At 65.7% G+C, this 20,474-nt stretch carries 24 protein-coding genes; 20 read left to right on the forward strand and 4 right to left on the reverse strand.

Annotated features, from left to right (window positions below; all coding sequences use genetic code 11):
- Positions 1-74: 74 nt before the first annotated feature.
- The 9 genes from ACDC67_RS04600 (at position 75) to ACDC67_RS04640 (ending at position 8,415) form a co-directional block, all read left to right on the forward strand.
- A complete protein-coding gene (locus ACDC67_RS04600; protein WP_376690996.1) occupies positions 75-695 on the forward strand; it encodes a MotA/TolQ/ExbB proton channel family protein in 621 nt (206 codons plus the stop codon).
- Positions 696-706: 11 nt separating this feature from the next.
- Positions 707-1,126, forward strand: a complete 420-nt coding sequence (locus ACDC67_RS04605; RefSeq protein ID WP_376690997.1) for an ExbD/TolR family protein — start codon at positions 707-709, stop codon at positions 1,124-1,126.
- Complete coding sequence (gene msbA, locus ACDC67_RS04610) at positions 1,123-2,877, forward strand: lipid A export permease/ATP-binding protein MsbA (RefSeq protein WP_376690999.1); 1,755 nt, start codon at positions 1,123-1,125, stop codon at positions 2,875-2,877. Before ACDC67_RS04605 ends, msbA begins: the two co-directional genes overlap by 4 nt.
- 6 nt (positions 2,878-2,883) lie before the next feature.
- Positions 2,884-3,870: a tetraacyldisaccharide 4'-kinase gene (gene lpxK, locus ACDC67_RS04615; RefSeq protein WP_376691000.1), complete on the forward strand. Its 987-nt coding sequence runs from the start codon at positions 2,884-2,886 to the stop codon at positions 3,868-3,870.
- Complete coding sequence (kdsB, locus tag ACDC67_RS04620; protein WP_376691001.1) at positions 3,867-4,610, forward strand: 3-deoxy-manno-octulosonate cytidylyltransferase; 744 nt, start codon at positions 3,867-3,869, stop codon at positions 4,608-4,610. Before lpxK ends, kdsB begins: the two co-directional genes overlap by 4 nt.
- 46 nt (positions 4,611-4,656) lie before the next feature.
- Complete coding sequence (locus tag ACDC67_RS04625; protein WP_376691003.1) at positions 4,657-5,124, forward strand: low molecular weight protein-tyrosine-phosphatase; 468 nt, start codon at positions 4,657-4,659, stop codon at positions 5,122-5,124.
- Entirely contained in the window at positions 5,121-6,929 is a 1,809-nt protein-coding gene (uvrC, locus tag ACDC67_RS04630) for an excinuclease ABC subunit UvrC (RefSeq protein ID WP_376691005.1), read from the forward strand. Before ACDC67_RS04625 ends, uvrC begins: the two co-directional genes overlap by 4 nt.
- Before the next feature lie 61 nt (positions 6,930-6,990).
- Positions 6,991-7,551, forward strand: a complete 561-nt coding sequence (gene pgsA / locus ACDC67_RS04635; protein WP_376691006.1) for a CDP-diacylglycerol--glycerol-3-phosphate 3-phosphatidyltransferase — start codon at positions 6,991-6,993, stop codon at positions 7,549-7,551.
- Positions 7,552-7,596: 45 nt separating this feature from the next.
- Positions 7,597-8,415 carry a class I SAM-dependent methyltransferase gene (locus ACDC67_RS04640; protein ID WP_376691008.1) on the forward strand — a complete coding sequence of 273 codons (819 nt, stop codon included), beginning with the start codon at positions 7,597-7,599 and terminating at the stop codon, positions 8,413-8,415.
- Between the two features lie 28 nt (positions 8,416-8,443).
- On the opposite strand, the gene ACDC67_RS04645 is transcribed toward ACDC67_RS04640, so the two are convergent.
- Positions 8,444-9,466, reverse strand: coding sequence for a phosphate/phosphite/phosphonate ABC transporter substrate-binding protein (locus ACDC67_RS04645; RefSeq protein WP_376691010.1), 1,023 nt, complete (start codon positions 9,464-9,466; stop codon positions 8,444-8,446).
- Positions 9,467-9,522: 56 nt separating this feature from the next.
- Entirely contained in the window at positions 9,523-10,299 is a 777-nt protein-coding gene (ygfZ, locus tag ACDC67_RS04650) for a CAF17-like 4Fe-4S cluster assembly/insertion protein YgfZ (protein ID WP_376691012.1), read from the reverse strand.
- 50 nt (positions 10,300-10,349) lie between these two features.
- On the opposite strand from ygfZ, the gene ACDC67_RS04655 reads away from it, so the two are divergent.
- From ACDC67_RS04655 to fghA, 11 genes are all read left to right on the forward strand, one after another.
- Positions 10,350-10,562 carry a DUF1674 domain-containing protein gene (locus tag ACDC67_RS04655; protein ID WP_376691014.1) on the forward strand — a complete coding sequence of 71 codons (213 nt, stop codon included), beginning with the start codon at positions 10,350-10,352 and terminating at the stop codon, positions 10,560-10,562.
- A 30-nt stretch (positions 10,563-10,592) separates the two neighbouring features.
- Positions 10,593-10,970: a succinate dehydrogenase, cytochrome b556 subunit gene (gene sdhC, locus ACDC67_RS04660; RefSeq protein ID WP_376691015.1), complete on the forward strand. Its 378-nt coding sequence runs from the start codon at positions 10,593-10,595 to the stop codon at positions 10,968-10,970.
- Positions 10,967-11,350 (forward strand): succinate dehydrogenase, hydrophobic membrane anchor protein, encoded by a 384-nt coding sequence (gene sdhD, locus ACDC67_RS04665; RefSeq protein WP_376691016.1) that lies wholly within the window; start codon positions 10,967-10,969, stop codon positions 11,348-11,350. Before sdhC ends, sdhD begins: the two co-directional genes overlap by 4 nt.
- Positions 11,351-11,352: 2 nt before the next feature.
- Complete coding sequence (gene sdhA, locus ACDC67_RS04670) at positions 11,353-13,143, forward strand: succinate dehydrogenase flavoprotein subunit (protein ID WP_376691018.1); 1,791 nt, start codon at positions 11,353-11,355, stop codon at positions 13,141-13,143.
- Positions 13,143-13,928, forward strand: a complete 786-nt coding sequence (locus tag ACDC67_RS04675; RefSeq protein WP_376691019.1) for a succinate dehydrogenase iron-sulfur subunit — start codon at positions 13,143-13,145, stop codon at positions 13,926-13,928. Before sdhA ends, ACDC67_RS04675 begins: the two co-directional genes overlap by 1 nt.
- Before the next feature lie 180 nt (positions 13,929-14,108).
- Positions 14,109-14,369 (forward strand): FAD assembly factor SdhE, encoded by a 261-nt coding sequence (locus tag ACDC67_RS04680; protein WP_376691021.1) that lies wholly within the window; start codon positions 14,109-14,111, stop codon positions 14,367-14,369.
- Positions 14,338-14,769, forward strand: coding sequence for a YgfX family protein (locus ACDC67_RS04685; RefSeq protein ID WP_376691023.1), 432 nt, complete (start codon positions 14,338-14,340; stop codon positions 14,767-14,769). Before ACDC67_RS04680 ends, ACDC67_RS04685 begins: the two co-directional genes overlap by 32 nt.
- On the forward strand, positions 14,763-15,434 hold the full coding sequence (gene mtgA / locus ACDC67_RS04690; protein ID WP_376691024.1) for a monofunctional biosynthetic peptidoglycan transglycosylase: 672 nt from the start codon (positions 14,763-14,765) through the stop codon (positions 15,432-15,434). The genes ACDC67_RS04685 and mtgA overlap by 7 nt, the downstream gene beginning before the upstream one ends.
- A gap of 29 nt (positions 15,435-15,463) precedes the next feature.
- On the forward strand, positions 15,464-15,823 hold the full coding sequence (locus ACDC67_RS04695) for a cupin domain-containing protein (protein WP_376691026.1): 360 nt from the start codon (positions 15,464-15,466) through the stop codon (positions 15,821-15,823).
- Between the two features lie 87 nt (positions 15,824-15,910).
- Entirely contained in the window at positions 15,911-17,020 is a 1,110-nt protein-coding gene (locus ACDC67_RS04700; RefSeq protein WP_376691028.1) for an S-(hydroxymethyl)glutathione dehydrogenase/class III alcohol dehydrogenase, read from the forward strand.
- Positions 17,021-17,038: 18 nt separating this feature from the next.
- Positions 17,039-17,890: an S-formylglutathione hydrolase gene (gene fghA / locus ACDC67_RS04705; protein ID WP_376691030.1), complete on the forward strand. Its 852-nt coding sequence runs from the start codon at positions 17,039-17,041 to the stop codon at positions 17,888-17,890.
- Between the two features lie 7 nt (positions 17,891-17,897).
- Here fghA and ACDC67_RS04710 read toward each other — a convergent pair whose 3' ends face one another.
- Entirely contained in the window at positions 17,898-18,569 is a 672-nt protein-coding gene (locus ACDC67_RS04710; RefSeq protein ID WP_376691032.1) for a 3'-5' exonuclease, read from the reverse strand.
- Positions 18,566-20,392 carry a putative nucleotidyltransferase substrate binding domain-containing protein gene (locus tag ACDC67_RS04715; protein ID WP_376691033.1) on the reverse strand — a complete coding sequence of 609 codons (1,827 nt, stop codon included), beginning with the start codon at positions 20,390-20,392 and terminating at the stop codon, positions 18,566-18,568. Before ACDC67_RS04715 ends, ACDC67_RS04710 begins: the two co-directional genes overlap by 4 nt.
- Positions 20,393-20,474: the final 82 nt, after the last annotated feature.

A 20,474-nucleotide genomic window follows, 5' to 3' on the forward strand; every position in this document is an offset into this window, starting at 1 on the left:
GCGACGCGACGAATACGGTTCAAACCCGTTATCATGCGCGCTGGACAAGCCGACCGTCGGGACAATCTCCGAAAATGCTCGAAATCGTCTTCGCGGGTGGATGGCTGATGGTGCCTATTCTGGCCTGCTCCATCATCGCCGCCGCCATCATCATCGAACGATTCGTCAACCTGCGCCGCAAACGCGTGCTGCCCGCCGGAATCCTCGAGCGGGTTCGGCAGTGGGCGGCGCAGCGTGAACTGGACCGGCAGCATATCGAGCAGCTCCAGCGCAGTTCGCCCCTCGGCCGGGTTCTGGCCGCGGCCCTGGTCAACCGCCGGCGCGAGCGCGAGGTGATCAAGGACTCGGTCGAGGACACCGGTCGGCACGTCGTGCACGAACTCGAGCGTTTTCTCAATACGCTTGGCACCATCGCGGGCATCACGCCTTTGCTGGGGTTGCTGGGTACGGTCATCGGCATGATCGAAGTCTTCTCCGCGATCATGATTCACGGCGTGGGTGATCCCAACCAGCTGGCCGGCGGCATCTCGCAGGCGCTGATCACCACCGCCGCGGGTCTGACCGTGGCGATCCCGAGCTATTTCTTCTATCGCTATTTTCGCGGCCTGGTTCGCGCCTACGTCGTCGAGATGGAACAGCAGTCGATGGAGCTTTTGCACACCATCGAGCGCAAGCGTCCGCAAGCCGCCGTCTGAAAGCAACAGGCATGAAACTGCAGAAGGAAGAATACGAGGAGCCGGAGATCAATCTCACGTCGCTGATCGACGTGGTGTTTCTTTTGCTGATCTTCTTCATGGTTTCGACCACTTTCGAGCGGCAGTCCCTGCTGCGTCTCGATCTGCCGGAAGCGAGCACGGCCGAGACCGAATCGGTGCCGGATGTGGTCGAGTTCATCGTGACCGATGACGGGCGCCTGTTCGTCGGCGACGAAGAGCTGGTCGACGAGCGCCAGGCGACCGTTCAGGCCGCCATCGCGCAGCGTTTTCGCGACAATCCCGAAGCCGTGCTGGTCATCCGCGCGGACGCCGAGGCCCCGCACCGGCTGGTCGTGCGAGTGCTCGATTCGGCCGCTGCCGAAGGCATCCGCAGGGTGAGCATCGCCGCCGTCGAGGAGGCGACGCAATGACCGAGTCGACCGGCATGACCGGCGGGCAGGTCTATCGCCGCTTGCTGAGCATGGTGCTCAAGCACCGCCTGATCTTCGGCCTGGCATTGTTCGCGGTCGCGCTCGATGCGGCCGGGCAGGGCCTGTTTTTCTACCTGCTGCGGCCGCTGATCGACGACACCATCGCCAACCCCAATCCGGAGTTCAATTACCTGCTGCCGGCGCTCGTCTTTCTGTCGCTGATCCTGCGCGTGATCGGTAATTTCGGCGGCGAGTTCGGCATGCAGTGGGTCGGGCGCAAACTGATCGCGGATTTGCGCAATGCGCTGTTCGATCGCTACCTCGAGTTGCCGGCCGCCTACTTCGACCGGGAGTCCTCGGGGCAGATGATTTCGCGGGTGACCTACAACACCGAACAGGTCGCCGAGGCGGCGACCAAGGCGCTGATCGGCGTATCGCGTGATGTCATGACCGTCGTGGCGCTGTTCGGCGTCATGCTGATCCAGTCCTGGCGACTGACGCTGTCGCTGTTGCTGCTGCTGCCGGTGATTGCGGTCATCGCTTTCGTGATCAGCCGGCACTTCCGGCGCATATCGACCAACATCCAGGACTCCATGGGTGACGTCACTCACATCACCGAGGAGGCGGTCAACGGACACCAGGTGGTCAAGGTCTTCGGTGGCCAGCAGCACGAACGCGACAAGTTTCACGGCATCAACGAAAGCAATCGACGGCTGCATCTTCGCCTGGTCGGCACGCAACTGTTGTCGTCCTCGCTGGTGCAGATGGCGGCCGGTGTGGCCCTGGTGGTCCTGCTGGTGGTCGCCGCCAGCGAGCTGATGGGCGACACCGTCACCGCCGGTATCTTCATGTCGGTACTGGCAGCGCTGGCGGCCACCATTCCGCCGCTCAAGCGCCTGACGAAGATGCACGTCACCATCGAGCGCGGCGTGGCAGCCGCCGAAAGCATCTTCCGGGTCGTCGACACGCCCGGAGAACCCGACCAGGGCAACTACGAGCCGGATCGGGTGCACGGCGATATCCGCTTCGAGAACGTGTCCTTTTCCTATCCGGACGCGAGCGAATCGGCGCTGGTCGAACTGGATCTGCACATTCCCGCCGGCCAGGTGACCGCGCTGGTGGGGCGTTCGGGCTCGGGCAAGAGCACGATCGTCAAGCTGCTGCCGCGCTTCTACCAGCCGGCGGCCGGCCGAATCCTGATCGACGACGTCGATATTCGCGACTTCGGGCTGGCTGCGCTGCGCAGCCGTATCGCGCTGGTCAGCCAGGACGTGGTGCTGTTCAACGACACCATCGGACGCAATATCGCTTACGGCGGACTGGTCGGCGCCACGCGCGAACAGATCGAGGAAGCCGCCCGTGCCGCGCATGCCATGGAGTTCATCGAGCGGCTGCCGCGTGGACTGGATACGCCGATCGGCGAGGACGGATCCCTGCTCTCGGGCGGCCAGCGCCAGCGCATCGCGATCGCCCGCGCCGTGCTCAAGGACGCGCCCATCCTGATACTCGACGAGGCCACATCGGCGCTGGACGCCGAGTCGGAGCAGGCCGTGCAGGATGCACTCGAGGTGCTGATGGAAAACCGCACCACGTTGGTCATCGCGCATCGCCTTGCCACCGTCCAGAAGGCCAACCAGGTCGTCGTGCTCGACCAGGGCCGCGTGGTCGAGTCGGGCTCGCATGCCGAGTTGCTCGAACGCGACGATGGCCTTTACCGCTACTTGCACCGGCTTCAGCTTGCCGGTGCCTGACCGGCAGTGAGGGCGCACTTCGAGCGGTACCTGACCGGGCAGTGGTACGCGCGGCGCCGGTCGCCGCTGTGGCTGCGCGCGCTCGTTCCCCTCTACCGTGCGGTTTCGGCCAGGCGCTGGCGCAGGCCGCTGGAACGGCCGCCGTGCCCGGTCATCGTCGTCGGCAATATCACCGTCGGCGGCAGCGGCAAGACGCCGGTGGTGGCCGCCCTGGCGAGATTGCTCGCCCGCTCCGGCTACGCTCCGGCGGTCATCAGCCGCGGCTATGGCGGCCGTGCCACCGATCAACCGCGGGCGGTCACCGCATCAAGCGATCCCGGGCAAGTCGGCGACGAGCCCGTGCTGCTGGCGCGACGGGCGGGTTGCGCCGTGTGGGTCTGCCGCGATCGGCGCGCCGCCCTGCAGGCCGCCTGCGCCGGCGGGGCCGACGTGGTGCTCGCCGATGACGGCCTCCAGCACCCCGCGCTACCGAGGAGCTACGAGATCTGCGTTGTCGACGGCCTGCGGGGCTTCGGCAACGGTCTGCTGTTGCCGGCAGGGCCACTCCGCCAGCCGCTCGATCGGCTGGAATCGATCGACTCGATCCTGGTCAAGAACAGTGGCGAGCGCGGCGAGGAATCCGAATCCGGGGGGTTGCCCTTTGCCGTCGTGCCGGGCCGGCCTTACCGACTGGGAGCACAGGCCGATGGCGGGCTGACGGTGCCGCGGATGGAATTCGATGCCGTGTGTGCGATCGGTAATCCCGACAGCTTCTTTGCCCTGCTCGAGGCCCTGGGATTTCGATTCCGCCGCAGGCCTTTTTCCGACCATCACGTCTTCACATCGGACGAACTGGCGCAGCTGCGCGGACCGCTGATCGTGACGGAGAAGGACGCGGTCAAGCTCGAGCGCCTCGACCGGGCGCCGGAAACCTGGGTGCTGCCGATCGAGGCCCGCTTGCCCGAGGCAGTTTGCGAGGCCGTGCTCGAGCATGTGCGAGAATTCCGTCCATGAGCGATTTTCATGTCCTGATCCCGGCGCGCCTGGCGTCCACGCGCCTGCCGCGCAAGCCCCTGGCCGACCTGGCCGGGCGGGCGCTGATCCTGCGCGTATGCGATCGGGCCCGGCTGGCCGGTGCGGCCAGCGTGCATGTGGCCACCGACAGCGAGGAAGTGGCCGAGCTCGTGCGCAGCGACGGTGGTGAGGTGGTCATGACCCGCCACGATCATCGCTCGGGCACCGACCGCCTGGCCGAGGCCGCCGGTTTGCTGGGCCTGGCCGGTGAGGACATCGTGGTCAATCTCCAGGGCGACGAGCCGGAGATGCCGTCAGCCTGCCTGCGCCAGGTCGCCGGCCTGCTCGATGCGCAGCCCGAGGCGCGGATGGCAACCCTGTGGCGCGCCCTCGGCCATGCGGCGGAGTGGGGCGATCCCAACATCGTCAAGCTGGTCGTCGACGGTCGCGGCAGGGCGCTGTACTTCTCGCGCAGCCCGATCCCGCACGTGCGCGACGGCGGCTGGCCCGGTCCGGCGGCCCGCGCGCATCTGGGCCTCTACGCCTACCGGGCCGGCGCGCTGGAAGCCTGGCGCTCGCTGCCAGCATCGGAACTCGAGCGGCTGGAGTCGCTCGAACAATTGCGGGCGCTTTCGGCCGGCTGGATCATTGCCTGTGCGCAAGCGCAATGCCCGGTGCCGTCCGGTATCGATACGCCCGAAGACCTGGCTGCGGCGGTGAGCAGATTCTCGGCCGGCTGACCTGCCGCATGCATGAATAATTACTTGAATTCAAGTCGATAAGTTGATGGAAAAAATACTATTTGTCTGCCTGGGAAACATCTGCCGCAGCCCCACGGCCAAGGCCGTGTTCGACTGGAAAATCCGCCAGGCCGGCCTGGTGATCGAGACCGACTCAGCCGGTACCACCGGCTACCACGCCGGCAGCCCGCCCGATCCGCGCGCCCAGCGCATCGCGAGGCAGCGGGGGCTGGACATTTCCAGCGAGCGCGCGCGAATCGTCACGCCGGAGGATTTCCTGCGCTTCGATGCGGTGTTCGTCATGGATCGTTCCAACCTCGATGCGCTCGCAGCCATGCGCCCCGACGACAGCCATTGCCGGCTTGACCTGGTCATGGCGCTGGCGCCGGACTACGGTCTTGCCGAAGTGCCGGATCCTTACTACGGTGGTGAAGACGGGTTCCAGCGCGTGATCGACATGCTGGAAGCCGCCGCCGACCGCCTGGTCGAGGATCTCAGCGCGCCGCGGCGATGAGCGAATTCGACGGCCGCGCCTTCGCCCGAAGTCTCGGCACCGGGCCCGGGGTGTACCTGATGCACGACGGGGATGGCAAGGTGCTCTACGTGGGCAAGGCGCGCAACCTGCGCCGGCGCGTGGCCAGCTACTTCAGCCGGCGCGACCTCGGGCCGCGGCTGAACCTGCTGGTGCGCAAGGTCGCCGGCATGGAAGTCAGCCTGACCCGAACCGAGGCCGAGGCGCTGCTGCTCGAGAACGAGTGGATCAAGGCCCACCGGCCCCGCTTCAACGTGAGCTTGCGGGACGACAAGAGCTACCCCTGGATTCGGCTCGAAAGCGGGCACGACTATCCCCGCATCGGCTTCTACCGCGGCAGCCGCAAGCCGCCGCATCGCTACTTCGGCCCGTTTTCCAGCGCGGGCGCGGTGCGCGAGGCGCTCAACCAGATCTACCGTCTGTTCGGCCTGCGCCAGTGCCGCGACACGGTCTTCGAGAACCGCAGTCGACCCTGTCTGCAGTTCCAGATCAATCGTTGCAGCGCGCCCTGCGTGGGCTATATCGACAAGGCGGACTACGCGGCCGACGTGCGCGCGGCCGTGCAGTTTCTGGAAGGGCGCAACGATGAGGTCATCGAGCACCTGGGCGAGCGCATGGAGCAGGCCTCGAAGGCCCTGGAGTTCGAGCGGGCCGCCGCTTACCGCGATCGCATTCGCGCCGTCCAGCAGGTCCGCGGCAGCCAGTTCGTCACCGGCGGGACGGGCGAGATGGACGTGATCGGCATGCATGCCGAGGCCGGCAAGGCCTGCGTGCACGTGGTGGAATTCCGGCACGGCCGGAACGTCGGCGGGCGCAGCTACTTTCCCGGCAACCTGCACGCCGACATGGGCTCGCGTGAGGTTCTCGGTGCTTTCCTGGGGCAGTACTACGCCGATCGCACGCCGCCGTCGGAGATCCTGCTGTCACAACAGCCGGCTGACGCCGACCTCTGGGAGGAAGCCCTGGCCTCGCGCCGCGGATCGGCCGTGACACTGTCTTGGCGCCTGCGCTCGCAGCGCGCCGAATGGGTGCGACTGGCGGTGGCCAACGCCGCCGACGCCCTCAGGCGGCGCCTGGCCGAGCGTGACCAGGTCGGAAGGGGACTGGCGGCGCTGGCCGAGATGCTGGAAATGGCCAGCCCGCCCGAACGACTGGAGTGTTTCGATATCTCGCATATTTCCGGCACCGAAACGGTCGCCTCCTGCGTGGTGTTCGGGCCGGCCGGGCCCGAAAAGAAGCAGTATCGTCGCTTCAATATCAGCGATATCGAGCCCGGCGACGACTACGCGGCCATGGAGCAGGTGCTCAGGCGCCGCTACAGCCGCGTTCTGGAGAAATCCGGGACCCTGCCGGATCTCGTTGTCATCGACGGCGGCAAGGGTCAACTCTCGCGCGCGCGTACAGTCCTGGAAGCGTTGGGGCTGGACGCGATTCCGCTGCTCGGTGTTGCCAAGGGCCCGGCGCGTCGGGCCGGTCACGAACGCTTGATCATGGGTGAGCGTGAGGCCGTGCCCGGCCCGCATCATCCGGCGTCTCACCTGGTTCAGCAGATCCGCGACGAGGCTCACCGTTTCGCCATCGCCGGCCACCGCAAGCGGCGCCAGAAGCGCGCCCAGGCTTCTCCGCTCGAGCAGGTGCCAGGCATCGGCCCGAAGCGACGTCAGGCCCTGCTGAAGGCGTTCGGCGGCCTTCAGGGTATTCGCAAAGCCGGCGTCGACGAGCTGGTCCGCGTCGGCGGCATCAGCCGCAAGCTCGCCCAATCGGTTGTCGAGCACCTCGGGGCGTGAAGGTTCCGCTCGAGGCGATGTTGCGGGATAATGACCTGTTACCCGTTTTCGGAGCAAGCTCTTGCCCTTGACCATCCCGACGCTGCTGACGCTGCTGCGCATCGTGCTCATCCCGGTGCTCGTGGTGGTGTTCTACCTGCCGTTCGAGGCGGCCAACCAGCTGACCGTCGCGCTGTTCATCCTGGCGGCCGTCACGGACGGGCTTGACGGCTGGATCGCGCGGCGATGGGGCATGACGAGCAGCTTCGGCGCCTTTCTCGATCCGGTCGCCGACAAGCTGATGGTGACGGCAGCCCTGCTGCTGATCGTGCAGCGACACCCCGAGATCGGTATCGCCCTGTCGGCGGCGGTGATCATCGGGCGCGAGATCACCATTTCCGCGCTCCGTGAATGGATGGCCGCGCTGGGCGAGGCCGGTCGCGTCAAGGTCGCCTGGGTCGGCAAGATCAAGACCATCCTGCAGATGGTAGCCATCGGTTTCCTGCTCTACGGCGAGCCGCTGTTCTTCATCCCGGTGCTGGAGATCGGTCGCTGGCTTCTGATCGTTGCCGCCGCACTGACGATCTGGTCGATGTGCATTTACCTGCGGGCTGCCTGGCCGGCGGTGCGCGAGCAGTCCTGAACCGGCGAGCCCGCCGGATCCTCGAATTCAACCGGAGCCTGACTCATGTCTCGTCAAGCAAGCAAGCAAACCACGCTGGCCGGTCGCGCCGACCGCCATGCGCTCTATGAAGAAAGCGTTCAGGATCCCGAAAGCGAGCTGGAGTTCGTGTCCGAGACCTTCGAGACGCTGACCGGGCGGCCCCTGAAATTCATTCGCGAGGACTTCTGCGGAACCGCCAACACGGCCTGCTACTGGGTGAGCGACGGCAAGGATCATCGCGCCGTGGGCGTCGACCTCGACCCGGAGGTGCTCGCCTGGGGCAGGGCGCATCACCTCGATGCGCTGAGTTCGAAGCAGCGTTCACGCATCGAGCTCGTTGAAGGCAACGTCATGAGCGTCGACACCCCGCGGGTGGACGCGCTGCTGGCCATGAACTTCAGCTACTACCTGTTCACCACGCGCGAGAGTTTGCGCAGCTACTTCGAGCGCGCCCGCGAGGCCCTGGTCGACGACGGCGTGCTGTTTCTCGACGCCTTCGGCGGCTACGACGCGCACCGTGAACTGGAGGAGCGAACCGAGTACGACGATTTCACCTACGTCTGGGATCAGGCCAGTTTCGACCCGATCCAGCACGCCATGACCTGCCAGATTCACTTCGAGTTTCCCGACGGCTCGGAGATCAGGCGGGCCTTCGAGTACCACTGGCGACTCTGGACGCTGCCCGAGGTCCGGGAGTTGCTGGTGGAGGCGGGTTATTCCTCGGTCGAGGTCTACTGGGAAGGTACCGACGAGGGGTCCGGGGAAGGCAACGGCATCTATGAGCCGGCCGACACCGGCGACGCCGATGCCGGCTGGATCTGCTACCTGGTCGCGAGGCGCTGAGCGCGCCGCCGACCCGCGGGAGCGCCTCTTACAGTATCGAGTAGACCAGGCTGAGCCACTCGTCCAGGTCCTCGTACTGGGACGGACGCGCCTCGACGAATTGGTCGATATCGAGTTCGTTGAGGGCGGCAAAGTGTTCATCATCCTCGTGCAGTCGCAACAGGGCAGCGCGAATCTCCTCCTGGATATCGATCGGTACCTCCGCGCTCGCGGCGATCGTCACGCCCGGGAACTCCTGTGAGGTCAGCACGTTGGCCATGTTGACGTAGCGCGATACCAGGTTATGCGGCACGATGGCCGCGTCGGCTTCCTGCGAGAAGACGATCTCGACGGCGTCCAGCCAGGACGCTGCGTTGGACTGGATGAGCGGCTGCTGCATCGGGTTGTCGAACCAGCTCGCAAGAACCAGGTAGCCGAGGCTGGGCGCCGGCATGGTCGACACGCGCCGGCCGATGAAATCCTGCACGCTCGACTCGGTATTGTTCATCGAGGTCAGGAGGGAGTACGTGATCGGCTCGACGGCACGAACCAGCGGCGTGAAATCGTACTGGTTCATGCGATAAGCGGTGAGATGGGGTTCTTCGAGCACCAGATGCGGGTTCTCGCCTCGGCGAGTGCTCAACCAGTAGCGGTGGTAATCGGGCGCGAGCTTGAGCTCGAAGCGGTAGGGCAGCGCGTCGTTGAGATAGTCGACAAGCGGCCGATAGACCAGCTCGGCGGTTCGCGGCGGAAAGATCGGGTGCGCCTGAAAGGTGAATATTTCGGCGCCATCCGAACCGGCTTCGGCCGACTCAGGCGTCGATTCATCGGTCGCGGCCGGGGCCTCTTCTTCGGTTGCCTCTGCCTGTTCGCTTACCTCTGCCTGGGCTTCGCCGTCGCTAGCGGCTTCGGTATCCGCCGGCTCGGCATCCTCTGCTGCAGATTCGGCAAAGATTTCCACCTCTTCAGGGGTGGACGTTTCGGTCGCCTGCTGCTCTTCCTCTTGTGCCCAGGCGGATGCGGCCAGGATCAGCCCCAGAACGAGCGCCGGCAGCCTGATTGAAGTTTTCATTGAACTGACCCCTCTAAATTCATGATTTGCGGTTTTCTTTTGCTGCTTTCGCGATGTTAGCACAGGGTTTCCGGCGGCGTCACTCGCGCGAATTGCTCGCGGTCGCCGAGCTGGATCAGTACGCCGATGCCATCTTCGATCCGGGTCGAGATCACTCCAAGGCCGATCGTCACCCCGCGTTGTTCCAGCCCGTCCAGCCAGTGACCGGCAACGTTGCCTTGCTTATCGGTAATGCGCGCTTGGGCGGGTATGGCCGCGTTCGAATCGAGGCGCAGCCCGGCGAGGCGGTACTTGAGTGAGCCCCGGTAATGCAGGCGCGCGATCACTTCCTGCCCCGGGTAGCAGCCCTTGTCGTAGACCAGCGCGCCCAGTCGTTCCAGGCCCAGCCACTGGGGCAGGTGCTGTGCGCTGCTGTCCGGTTCCAGCCAGGGCAGGCCCTGGCAGAGATCGAGCGTCCGCCAACGATGCAGCTCAGCGGCGTCGGCGGGCGCTTGCGCGCCTGTGCTCATTGCGCGACTCTCATCGTTTGCCAGCGGCGGCATGTCCGAGTCGGCGTCGAAGCTTCCGGCCACGGGCGCGGGTGCCGAGATCTCAACGCTTCGCCCGATGGTGAACAGGGCAAGTCGCTTGCTCACCGAATCGGCCAGGCTCGCCGGCAGCACCAGATCGACACCATTTTCACTTGCCCGGCCCATCATGAACGCCAGAACACGTCCCCTGGGTTCACACCAGGCCAGCGGAAACCAGCGATCGCGGGTCAGGCTATCGACGCCGACGGTAAACTGGGATTGAGAGAACTCGCGCGCATCGGATCCTTCGATCGAGAAGGACACCAGATGATCAAGTGAAAACTGTTTCGACATGCCGGGTAAAATGGAGCGTCATGAACGGGTACAATTCTACATCGTCAGGCACGACCTCAAACCAGCGCACCGCCAAGGCCTCCGAAGAGACCGGACGGGAAGGGGATTCCGACCAGGCCGCCTCCGGGGCGCCCGGGTCCGACCGTCAACGTGAATACGGGGGGCGCAGGAACGGCCTCGAGCCGACCCGCTACGGCGACTGGGAAAAGGACGGCCGCTGCATTGATTTCTGACCTGGACCTCAAACCGGGAGTAACGATTCCATGGTGACCGACAATCGTCCCTTATCACCGCATCTGCAGGTGTATCGTCCGCAGTTGACATCGGTGATGTCGATTTCGCATCGCATTTCCGGCCTCCTGCTGAGCCTCGGCATGGTCTTGGTGACGGCCTGGCTGGTGGCCCTGGCGGCTGGCCCGGCGGCTTTCGCGGGTTTTAACGACTGGCTGGCAAGCCCGATCGGCCTGGGCGCGTTGCTGCTCTGGACCATCAGTCTTTTCTACCATCTGCTCAACGGTATCCGCCACCTGCTCTGGGATGCCGGCTGGCTGCTCGAACTCAAGGGTGCTTATGCATCCGGATGGGCGACGGTCGTCCTGACCGTCGTCCTGACCGCCATCGTCTGGGGAGGGCTGCTGTGAATCAACTTCGCAACCCGCTCGAGCGCGCCCACAATCACGGATCGGCTGGCGATGGCGTCGGCCACTGGTGGGCGCAGCGTTTTTCCGCCATCCTGCTGGTGCTGCTGACTGTCTGGCTGGTCTGGGCGCTGACCGCCCTGGTCGGTGCCGATCATGCCGCGGCCGGTGCGTTCCTGGCGCATCCTTTTCATGCAGCCATGGCGATCCTGTTCGTAACCACCGGCTTCTACCACGGGCAGCTGGGCCTGCAAGTGGTGGTGGAAGACTACGTTCATGGTCGCGCATTGGCCGTATTTCTGCTGGTCGCCATCAAGGCGCTGGCCATTTTCGGCGGCCTGCTGGCCGTACTCGCCATTCTCAAACTGGCTTTGGGAGTCTGAAGTTGAGCAATGCCTACGACATCACCCGGCACGAGTACGACGTGCTGGTCATCGGCGCCGGCGGTGCCGGTCTGCGCGCCACCATGGGCCTGGCCGCCACGGGCCTGAATACTGCCTGCATTACCAAGGTCTTTCCGACCCGCTCGCATACCGTGGCCGCCCAGGGCGGCATGAGTGCCGCGCTCGGCAACATGGGCGAGGACGACTGGCGCTGGCATATGTACGACACCATCAAGGGGTCCGACTGGCTCGGCGACCAGGACGCGATCGAGTACATGTGCAAGAACGCCATGCAGGCGGTCATCGAGCTCGAGCATTTCGGCGTGCCGTTCTCACGCACCGAGGCGGGCAAGATCTACCAGCGTCCTTTCGGCGGCATGACCACGCACTACGGCGAGGGCACGGCCCAGCGCACCGCCGCGGCGGCTGACCGCACCGGCCACGCCATCCTGCATACGCTCTACCAGCAGTCGCTCAAGCACGACGCGCAGTTCTTCATCGAGTACTTCGCCATCGACCTTCTGATGGACGACGACGGCGCTTGCCGCGGCGTGCTGGCCTGGGATCTCGGAACCGGCACCCTGCACGAGTTCCGCGCCCACGCGGTCATCCTGGCCACCGGCGGCTACGGTCGGTCTTACTTCTCCTGCACCTCGGCGCACACCTGTACCGGCGACGGCAACGGCATGGTGCTCAGAGCCGGCCTGCCGCTGCAGGACATGGAGTTCGTGCAGTTCCACCCGACCGGCATCTACGGTGCCGGCTGCCTGATCACCGAGGGCGTGCGAGGCGAGGGCGGTTACCTGACCAACTCCGAGGGCGAGCGCTTCATGGAACGTTACGCGCCCAACGCCAAGGACCTGGCTTCGCGCGACGTTGTCTCGCGCTCGATGACGATCGAGATTCGCGAAGGGCGTGGCGTGGGCTCGAACAAGGACCACATCCACCTGAACCTGCAGCACCTCGGCGCGGACGTCATCAACGAACGCCTGCCGGGCATCGCCGAATCCGCGCGCATCTTCGCCGGGGTCGACGTCACCCGCGAGCCGATTCCGGTGCTGCCGACCGTGCACTACAACATGGGCGGGATTCCGACCAATCATCACGGTGAGGTGGTCACGCTGGCCGACGGCGATCCCGACAGTCCCGTAGCGGGGCTTTACGCGATCGGCGAGGCTGCCTGCGTTTCAGTGCACGGCGCCAACCGCCTCGGTTCCAATTCCCTGCTCGATCTGATCGTCTTCGGACGCGCCGTTGCGCAACGTTGTGGCGAGACCATCGAACCGGGCCAGTCGCACAAGCCGCTGCCCGAGGGCACGCTCGACAAGCTGCTCGACGAGTTCGATCGCCTGCGCCATTCCGACGGTGATCTTCCGACCGCCGAGATTCGCGGCGAAATGCAGCAGGTCATGCAGAACAATGCCGCCGTCTTTCGTACCGGCGAAACGCTCGAGGAAGGCTGCGGCAAGATCGCCGATGTGGCCGGCAAGTTCGATCAGGTCAAGGTCACCGATCGCTCGCTGGTATGGAACTCCGACCTGGTCGAGACGCTGGAGTTGCGCAACCTGCTGGGCAACGCCGTGACGACCATGGTTGCGGCCGAGAACCGCACCGAAAGTCGCGGTGCGCACGCGCGTGAAGACTACGGCGATCGCGACGACGACAACTGGATGAAGCACACGCTGATCTGGATGGACGGGACCGGCAAGACAAAGATCGATTACCGGCCGGTTCACATGCACACGTTGACCGACGACTGCGAGGTCATTCCGCCCAAGGCACGGACGTACTAATGGCAGAGTTCAGACTTCCGAAGAATTCCCGGATCAAGAAGGGCAGGAACCATTCGGCGCCGGAAGGGGCGAAGAACGTCAAGACCTTCCGCATCTATCGCTGGGAGCCCGACAGCGGCGAGAACCCGCGCATCGATTCCTACGAGATCGATCTCGACGATTGCGGTCCGATGGTGCTCGATGCCGTCGTCAAGATCAAGAACGAGATCGATCCGACGCTGACGTTCCGCCGATCATGTCGCGAGGGCATCTGCGGTTCCTGCGCCTTCAACATCGACGGCACGAACACGCTGGCCTGTACCAAGGGCATCGACGAGATCAAGGGTGACGTCAATATCTACCCGCTGCCGCACATGCCGGTGGTCAAGGACCTGGTGCCCGATCTCACCCACTTCTACGCCCAGTACGCATCGATTCGCCCGTGGCTGCGCACGCAAAGCCCCGCGCCGCCGGACAAGGAGCGCCTGCAGTCGCCCGAGGATCGCAAGCACATCGACGGTCTCTACGAGTGCATCCTGTGCGCCTGCTGCTCGACCGCCTGTCCGAGCTACTGGTGGAGCGGCGAACGTTACCTGGGGCCGGCCATCCTGTTGCAGGCCTACCGCTGGCTGGTGGATTCGCGCGACGAAGCCACGGGCGAACGCCTCGACGATCTCGAGGACCCGTTCCGGCTGTATCGCTGCCACACCATCATGAACTGCACCAAGACCTGTCCCAAGGGCCTGAATCCGGCCAAGGCGATCGCTGAGATCAAGAAGATGATGTTGGCGAGGAGGGGTCTTTAGTCCTTCCGGAAGCGCCCGGAAGCTGCCCGCCCTGCGGTGATGGCTCGAGACTAAAAATTTTCAAATCTCAAGCACCAAGTACCAAACAAATTCGAATGACGGAAATTCGAATGATCCAAACGGTCGAGGTACTGCCAAGGTATTGCGCAGGGTTGCCGCGGTAATGGAGAAGTGAGCGGCATGGACCCACAAAGCCCCCCGGCGAGATTGCGCTGGCGCTGTCGGCGCGGGATGCAGGAGCTCGATGTCATGCTGGGCGGCTGGCTGGAGCAATGCTGGCCGGCGGCCGGCAGCGCGCACCGTGAAGCCTTCGAAAGGCTGCTCGAAATCGAGGACGACCGTTTGTGGGACTGGCTGCTGGGCCGTTCGTGCCCTGAATCCGGGTTGGAAGAGATCGTCAGGGAGATTCGTGCAAGGCATTTCGGACCAGCCGCGCAATGACTGGCCGGTCGGGCCGGCGCGACGATCGGGCGCCGTCGTGTCCGGATTGATTGTCCTGGGCCTGGCGGCCGCTTTTGGCAACGGTGCTCCCCACTACGTTCAGATTGCCGTCGCGCTCGCGATTGTCGTGCTGGGCGGTCTCGCGCTGCTGCGGCTTCTACGACCGCCCCTTGCCGGTCTCGGAATCGACGGTGACAACGTTCATGTTCGCGCGGCAAGCGGAGATCGTGCTTCCGGCGCCCTCGTTGGCACTCCGTTCGTGTCACCGGTCTACGTGGGATTTCGCTGGCACGAGAAGGGGCGGCGTCTGCCGCGCTCGCTCGGGGTCTTTCGCGAACAGATGGATCGTGCGGATTTTCGGCGGCTTTGCGCCCGTCTGCGCCAGCGGGGCGAATGGTGAAGTCGCCGCTGCGCTCGATGTTGAAGTGGCTGCTGCGCCTGGCCTTGCTGCTGCTGATCGTTCTGGTCGGCCTGACCCTGCCGCTGCGCTGGGTCGATCCTGCAACATCGGCCTACATGGCGCTCGACGCCTGGCGCAACGATCGGGTCGTGCGCCAGTCCTGGGTACCCTACGAGCGCATCTCCGACCATCTCAAGCTGGCCGTGATCGCCGCCGAGGACCAGAAGTTTCCGCACCACTTCGGTTTCGATCTCGAGCAGATCCGCCAGGCGGTCGACACCCGACTGGACGGTGGTCGCTTGCGCGGCGCCAGCACGATTACCCAGCAGCTGGCGCGCAATCTCTACCTCTGGCCCGGCCGCGACTGGGTTCGCAAGGGGCTCGAGGCGGGCCTGACCGTACCGCTGGAGCTGTTCGTGCCCAAGCACCGCCTGCTCGAGATCTATCTCAACATCGCCGAGTTCGACGAGGGCATCTACGGCGCCGAAGCCGCCGCCGGCCACTATTTCGGCAAGCCGGCCGCCGCGCTCACCCGCTCCGAAGCCGCCGCGCTCGCCGCCGTGCTGCCCGCGCCCAGGCGTCTTTCTGCAGCGCAGCCCGACACCTTCGTTCGGGACCGCCAGCGCTGGATCCTGGCGCAGATGGACAATCTCGGCCGAAGCTAAGTACCGCATCCCCGACAGAAGGAGCCAGAATGACGATCAGACGCGCTCAGGATTGCCCGGAATACTGGTTCGAGGAAGGCTGCTGGATTGCCGAGTTGAGCAACCATCGCGACGACCAGCAACTGTCCATCGCACGCGCCCGCGTCGCGCCGGGCGATACCACACGCTGGCACGCGCTCGACGGCATCACCGAGCGCTATGTGATTCTGTCGGGACATGGTCACGTCGAACTCGGCCGCGAGGGCCCGGAGGCGGTGTCGGCCGGAGACGTGGTGATCATCGAGCCCGGACAGGCGCAGCGGATTGCCAATATCGGTGACGAGGAGCTGGTTTTCCTGGCGCTTTGCACACCGCGTTTCACACCCGAGTGTTACCGCGACCTGGCGTGAGCAACCACTCACCGGTCCGGGTCGTGGGACTTGTCGAGCCTTGAATGTTCTAATAGCCGTTTGAAGTCAGGCACTGGAGAAATCATCATGAAATCGATCGCCGCCGTCGCCCGCGAAGCCGGGAAGCCGCTCGAGCTGACCGAGATCGACGTTGCCGGACCTCGCGCCGGCGAAGTGCTGGTCGAGATCGTGGCGACCAGCGTCTGTCACACCGACGCTTACACGCTTTCGGGGGCCGATCCGGAAGGCCTGTTTCCCTCGGTGCTCGGCCACGAGGGTGCCGGCATCGTGCGCGAAGTGGGCGAGGGCGTGACCAGCGTTCGCGAGGGCGACCACGTGATTCCCCTCTACACGGCCGAATGCGGCAAGTGCAAGTTCTGCACCTCGGGCAAGACCAATCTCTGCCAGGCCGTACGCGCCACGCAGGGCAAGGGCCTCATGCCCGACGGCAGTTCGCGTTTTTCCGTCGACGGCAGGATGCTGCATCACTACATGGGCACGTCGACCTTCAGTCGCTATACCGTCGTGCCCGAGGTTTCCCTGGCCAAGGTGTCGAAGGAAGCGCCGCTGGACAAGATCTGCCTGCTCGGCTGCGGCGTGACCACGGGCATCGGCGCGGTGCTCAACACCGCGCGGGTCGAGGCCGGCTCGACGGTGGCGGTGTTCGGACTCGGCGCGATCGGCCTGGCCGTGATCCAGGGTGCGGTCATGGCCGGTGCCGAGCGCATCATCGCCATCGACATCAACCCCGACAAGTTCGAGCTGGCCCGGCAGTTCGGCGCAACCGACTTCGTCGATCCGCGCGACTATGACGAATCGATCCAGGAAGTGATCGTCGAGCTGACCGACGGCGGCGTGGACTATTCCTTCGAGTGCATCGGCAACGTCAACGTCATGCGTTCGGCGCTCGAGTGCTGCCACAAGGGCTGGGGCGAGTCGATCATCATCGGTGTGGCCGGGGCCGGCGAGGAGATCTCGACCCGGCCGTTCCAGCTGGTGACCGGGCGGGTGTGGCGTGGCTCGGCCTTCGGCGGCGTCAAGGGCCGCAGCGAGCTGCCCAACTACGTGCAGCGCTACATGGACGGCGAGATCCGGATCGACGAGTTCATCACCCAGGACATGCCCTTCGAGAAGATCAACGAAGCCTTCGACTTGCTGCACGCCGGCAAGAGCATCCGCACCGTCTTGCACTACTGAAATCTTAAGGCCGTGGATATGAGCGACAGGATCGAGCAGGTTTCGGCCAACCGCAGCTTCGGCGGCTGGCATCGACGCTACCGGCATCGCTCCGAGGTGCTCGGCTGCGACATGGTGTTCGCAGCCTACCTTCCGCCAGCCGCGGAAACCGGCCGCGTGCCGGTATTGTGGTGGTTGTCGGGCCTGACCTGCACGGACGAGAACTTCATGCAGAAAGCCGGGGCGCATCGCCTGGCGGCCGAACTCGGCGTGGCCATCGTTTGCCCCGACACTAGCCCGCGCAATGTCGGTCTGCCGGGTGAGGACGACAGTTACGACTTCGGTTCCGGAGCGGGTTTCTACGTAAACGCCACGCGCTCGCCCTGGAACCGCCACTACCGGATGTACGACTACGTCACCGCCGAGCTTCCCGCCCTGGTGGCTGCCCATCTTCCGTTCAACGACCGGCAGTCGATTTCCGGTCACTCCATGGGCGGCCATGGCGCGCTGCTCTGCGCGCTCGGCAACCCGGGTCGCTACCGTTCGGTCTCGGCCTTTGCGCCGATCTGCAACCCGACGCGCTGCCCCTGGGGCGAGAAGGCCTTCAGCGGCTATCTCGGCGACGACCGCGCCAAGTGGCTGGACTGGGATGCCTGCGAGCTGATCCGGCGGGACGGCTACGACGGTCGCATCCGGGTTGATCAGGGCGAGGAGGACAATTTTCTCGCCGACGGACAGCTGCGGCCCGAGGCGCTGCAAGCCGCTTGCAACGAACGCGGCGTCGAGCTCGATCTGCGCATGCAGCCGGGCTACGACCATTCCTATTTCTTCATCGCCAGCTTCATCGACGAGCACCTGCGCTACCACGCCGAAGCCCTGGCCGGGGAATAGGGCGGATTCAGCAACGCGGCGGCGTGGCCGTCTCCAGCAGCGTGGCGCGGCTGCTGCGCGAAAGCGCCAGCACCAGCTCGGCGCATGACAGCGCGTCGGCCAGGGCATTGTGCTGGCTGCGCACGATCAGGCCATGGTCGCGCACGGACGCTTCCAGGGTTGCCGGGTTCGGGTTCGAAGCCCCCCGACCGGAAAGCGCCAGGCGCCGGCGCTGCCAGCTCAGGGTGTCGATCACCGGGGCCTGCCAGCTGCGGCCCAGGTACTCGCAAAGTGCGCGTTCGAGGAAGGCGAGGTCGAGCGGTGCGTGGTGGAAGACCGCCACGCGAGCGCGCACTGCCGCAAGCAGTTGCTCCAGTCCTTCCGCGGGCCCGGAAGCCCCGAGCAGGTCGCAATCGCGCAGACCGTGAATGGTGGCCGAGTTGCCGACGGTTTCGCGCCGGCGCCGGGCGAGCCGGACTTCCCGCGCGTCCGCGAGCACGATAACGCCGGCATCGATCGGTACCCAGGCGATGCTGATGATCTCGTCGGCAGCCGGGTCGAGGCCGGTCATCTCCAGGTCGACGGCCAGAAGCGGCGCCGCATCCACGCGCAGGGCGGGCAACGGCCAATCGTCGCCTGATCGCCTGGCGGCGCGTTGCCAGCGCCACCAGCGCAGCGGATGCCAGAGTGCCGGGTTCACAGCATGTAATGCTGGGCCATGGCGCGCTGGGCCGAGGTCACGATGCTGAAGGCCGAGCGCAGGTAGCGGCGGTGCAGGCTGGAGAGCTCGTCGGGATCGACCAGGTGATCGGGCGGTTCACCGCGCTCGAGCTGCCGGGCCTGGTGGCGCAGCCGCACGTTGCCGATGAAACGCAGCGCGTGGATCAGGTCGTCGGCGTCTGCCGCGGTCATGATGCCGGCCTGGCCGGCCGCTTGTATTCTTTCCTCGCTGTGCACGGCGTCCAGGGCGCCTTCCAGGGCGTGTACCCGGGCCAGGTCGACGATGGGGATCACTCCGCGCTTCTTGAGGTTGAGGCCCTTGCTCTGCTTGCCGCCGCGCTCCTGCACGAACTGCCGAAACAAGCCCAGCGGCGGGCGGTGGCTCATCGACTCGGCGGCCAGGAAGCGCCGGAAGATGTCGCTGTCGCTCGCCTGTTCGAGGACGTCCCGGTGCAGGGATTCTGCCAGCTCGAGGTCGCCGCGAACCGCGCGCATGTCGAAGAAGATGCTGCAGTGCATGACCGACTTCGGCTCGGGTTCGCGCATCCAGCGGTCGAAGCGGCTGCGCCAGGCACGCCGTGACATTCGCCACTCGCCCTGGGCCATGACGCCGCCGGGGCAGAAAATGTAGCCGCAGTCGTTGAGACCGCCGCAGACGAACTCCGCCAGGCGAAGGAAGTACTCCGAGCTGGCTTGATCGGGCTCCTCGGCCAGCAGCAGCCCGTTGTCCTGGTCGCTGACCAGGCCTTGCTCCAGGCGCGCCTGGGAGCCGAACGCCAGCCAGGTCCAGGCCATGGGCGCGGTGCCCAGCTCGTCTTCGGCCAGCGCCAGAAGGCGGCCGGTACAGGCGTCGGTGATCCGCCCGGCCATGCGCCCGATCTCCGTCGCCGTGGTACCGCTGCGTGCCAGGCCCGCGAGCAGCGCCGGTCCGCGGCGGGCGAGGCCGGCGACAGCCTCGACATCTTCGGCCCGCCCGATGTCGCGTACCAGTCGCAGCGGATCGGGAACCTGGGCCCGCATCAGGTCGCTGGAGCTGACCACGGCCGCCAGTTCTCCCCCGTCACCGACAACGGGCAGGTGGTGGATGCCCAGGCGCATCATCTCGACCATTGCCGCGGCCGGGGCGGCCGCAAGCGCGATTGTGGCCGGGCTTGGGGTCATCACCTCGCCGACGGGCGTGCTGCTCGGTATTTCCCGGGCCAGGACCCGGTTGCGCAGATCCCGGTCTGTGATGATGCCGACCAGGCGCCCGTCCTCGAGCACGGGCAGGCAGCTGATGCGGTGTTCGGCCATCAGCCGGGCGCAGTCGCCGATCGATTGTCCGGTCCGGGTCGTGACAGGCGGGCGCAGCGACAGCTCGGCAATGGTGTCGGCGCTGGCCGACTCGCCCCCGGCGGCCAGGCGCGCGCCCGGGCCCCCGGCCAGAAAACGCGCGACGCCGGCGTGCTGCTCGAGCAGGCGGTCGATGTTCGCCTGTTCCAGCTCCCAGACCAGGCTGTCCTCGATCGTCCGGACCGTGTAGCGATCGACCGGCGGATCGAAGACGATGCGGTGGCCGAACAACTCGCCTTCGCCGCGTTGCTCGAGGGCATGCCCCTGTTCGTCGACCAGGGCCACGGCGCCCTTGCGCACGATGAACAGGCCGGCTCGTCCCGGCGGGTCGAAGCGCGCGACCTCGTCACGGCGGCGGAAATAGTGGATCCGGAGCTGGCCGGCCAGTCGCTCGATCGCATCGCCCGGCAGCTCGTCGAAGGGTACGACCCGGGCGAGAAAGTCGGTGATGTCGGCGGGTACCTGTGTCATGCGGTCATTATCCCTTTCGGCGGCTCGAAAAAAAGGCCGGCAGTTCGCACTGCCGGCCACAACGATCCTTCCGGAGGGAGAA

The organism is Wenzhouxiangella indolica (genome assembly GCF_042310355.1).
In the GTDB taxonomy this organism is placed as follows: Bacteria; Pseudomonadota; Gammaproteobacteria; order Xanthomonadales; family Wenzhouxiangellaceae; genus Wenzhouxiangella.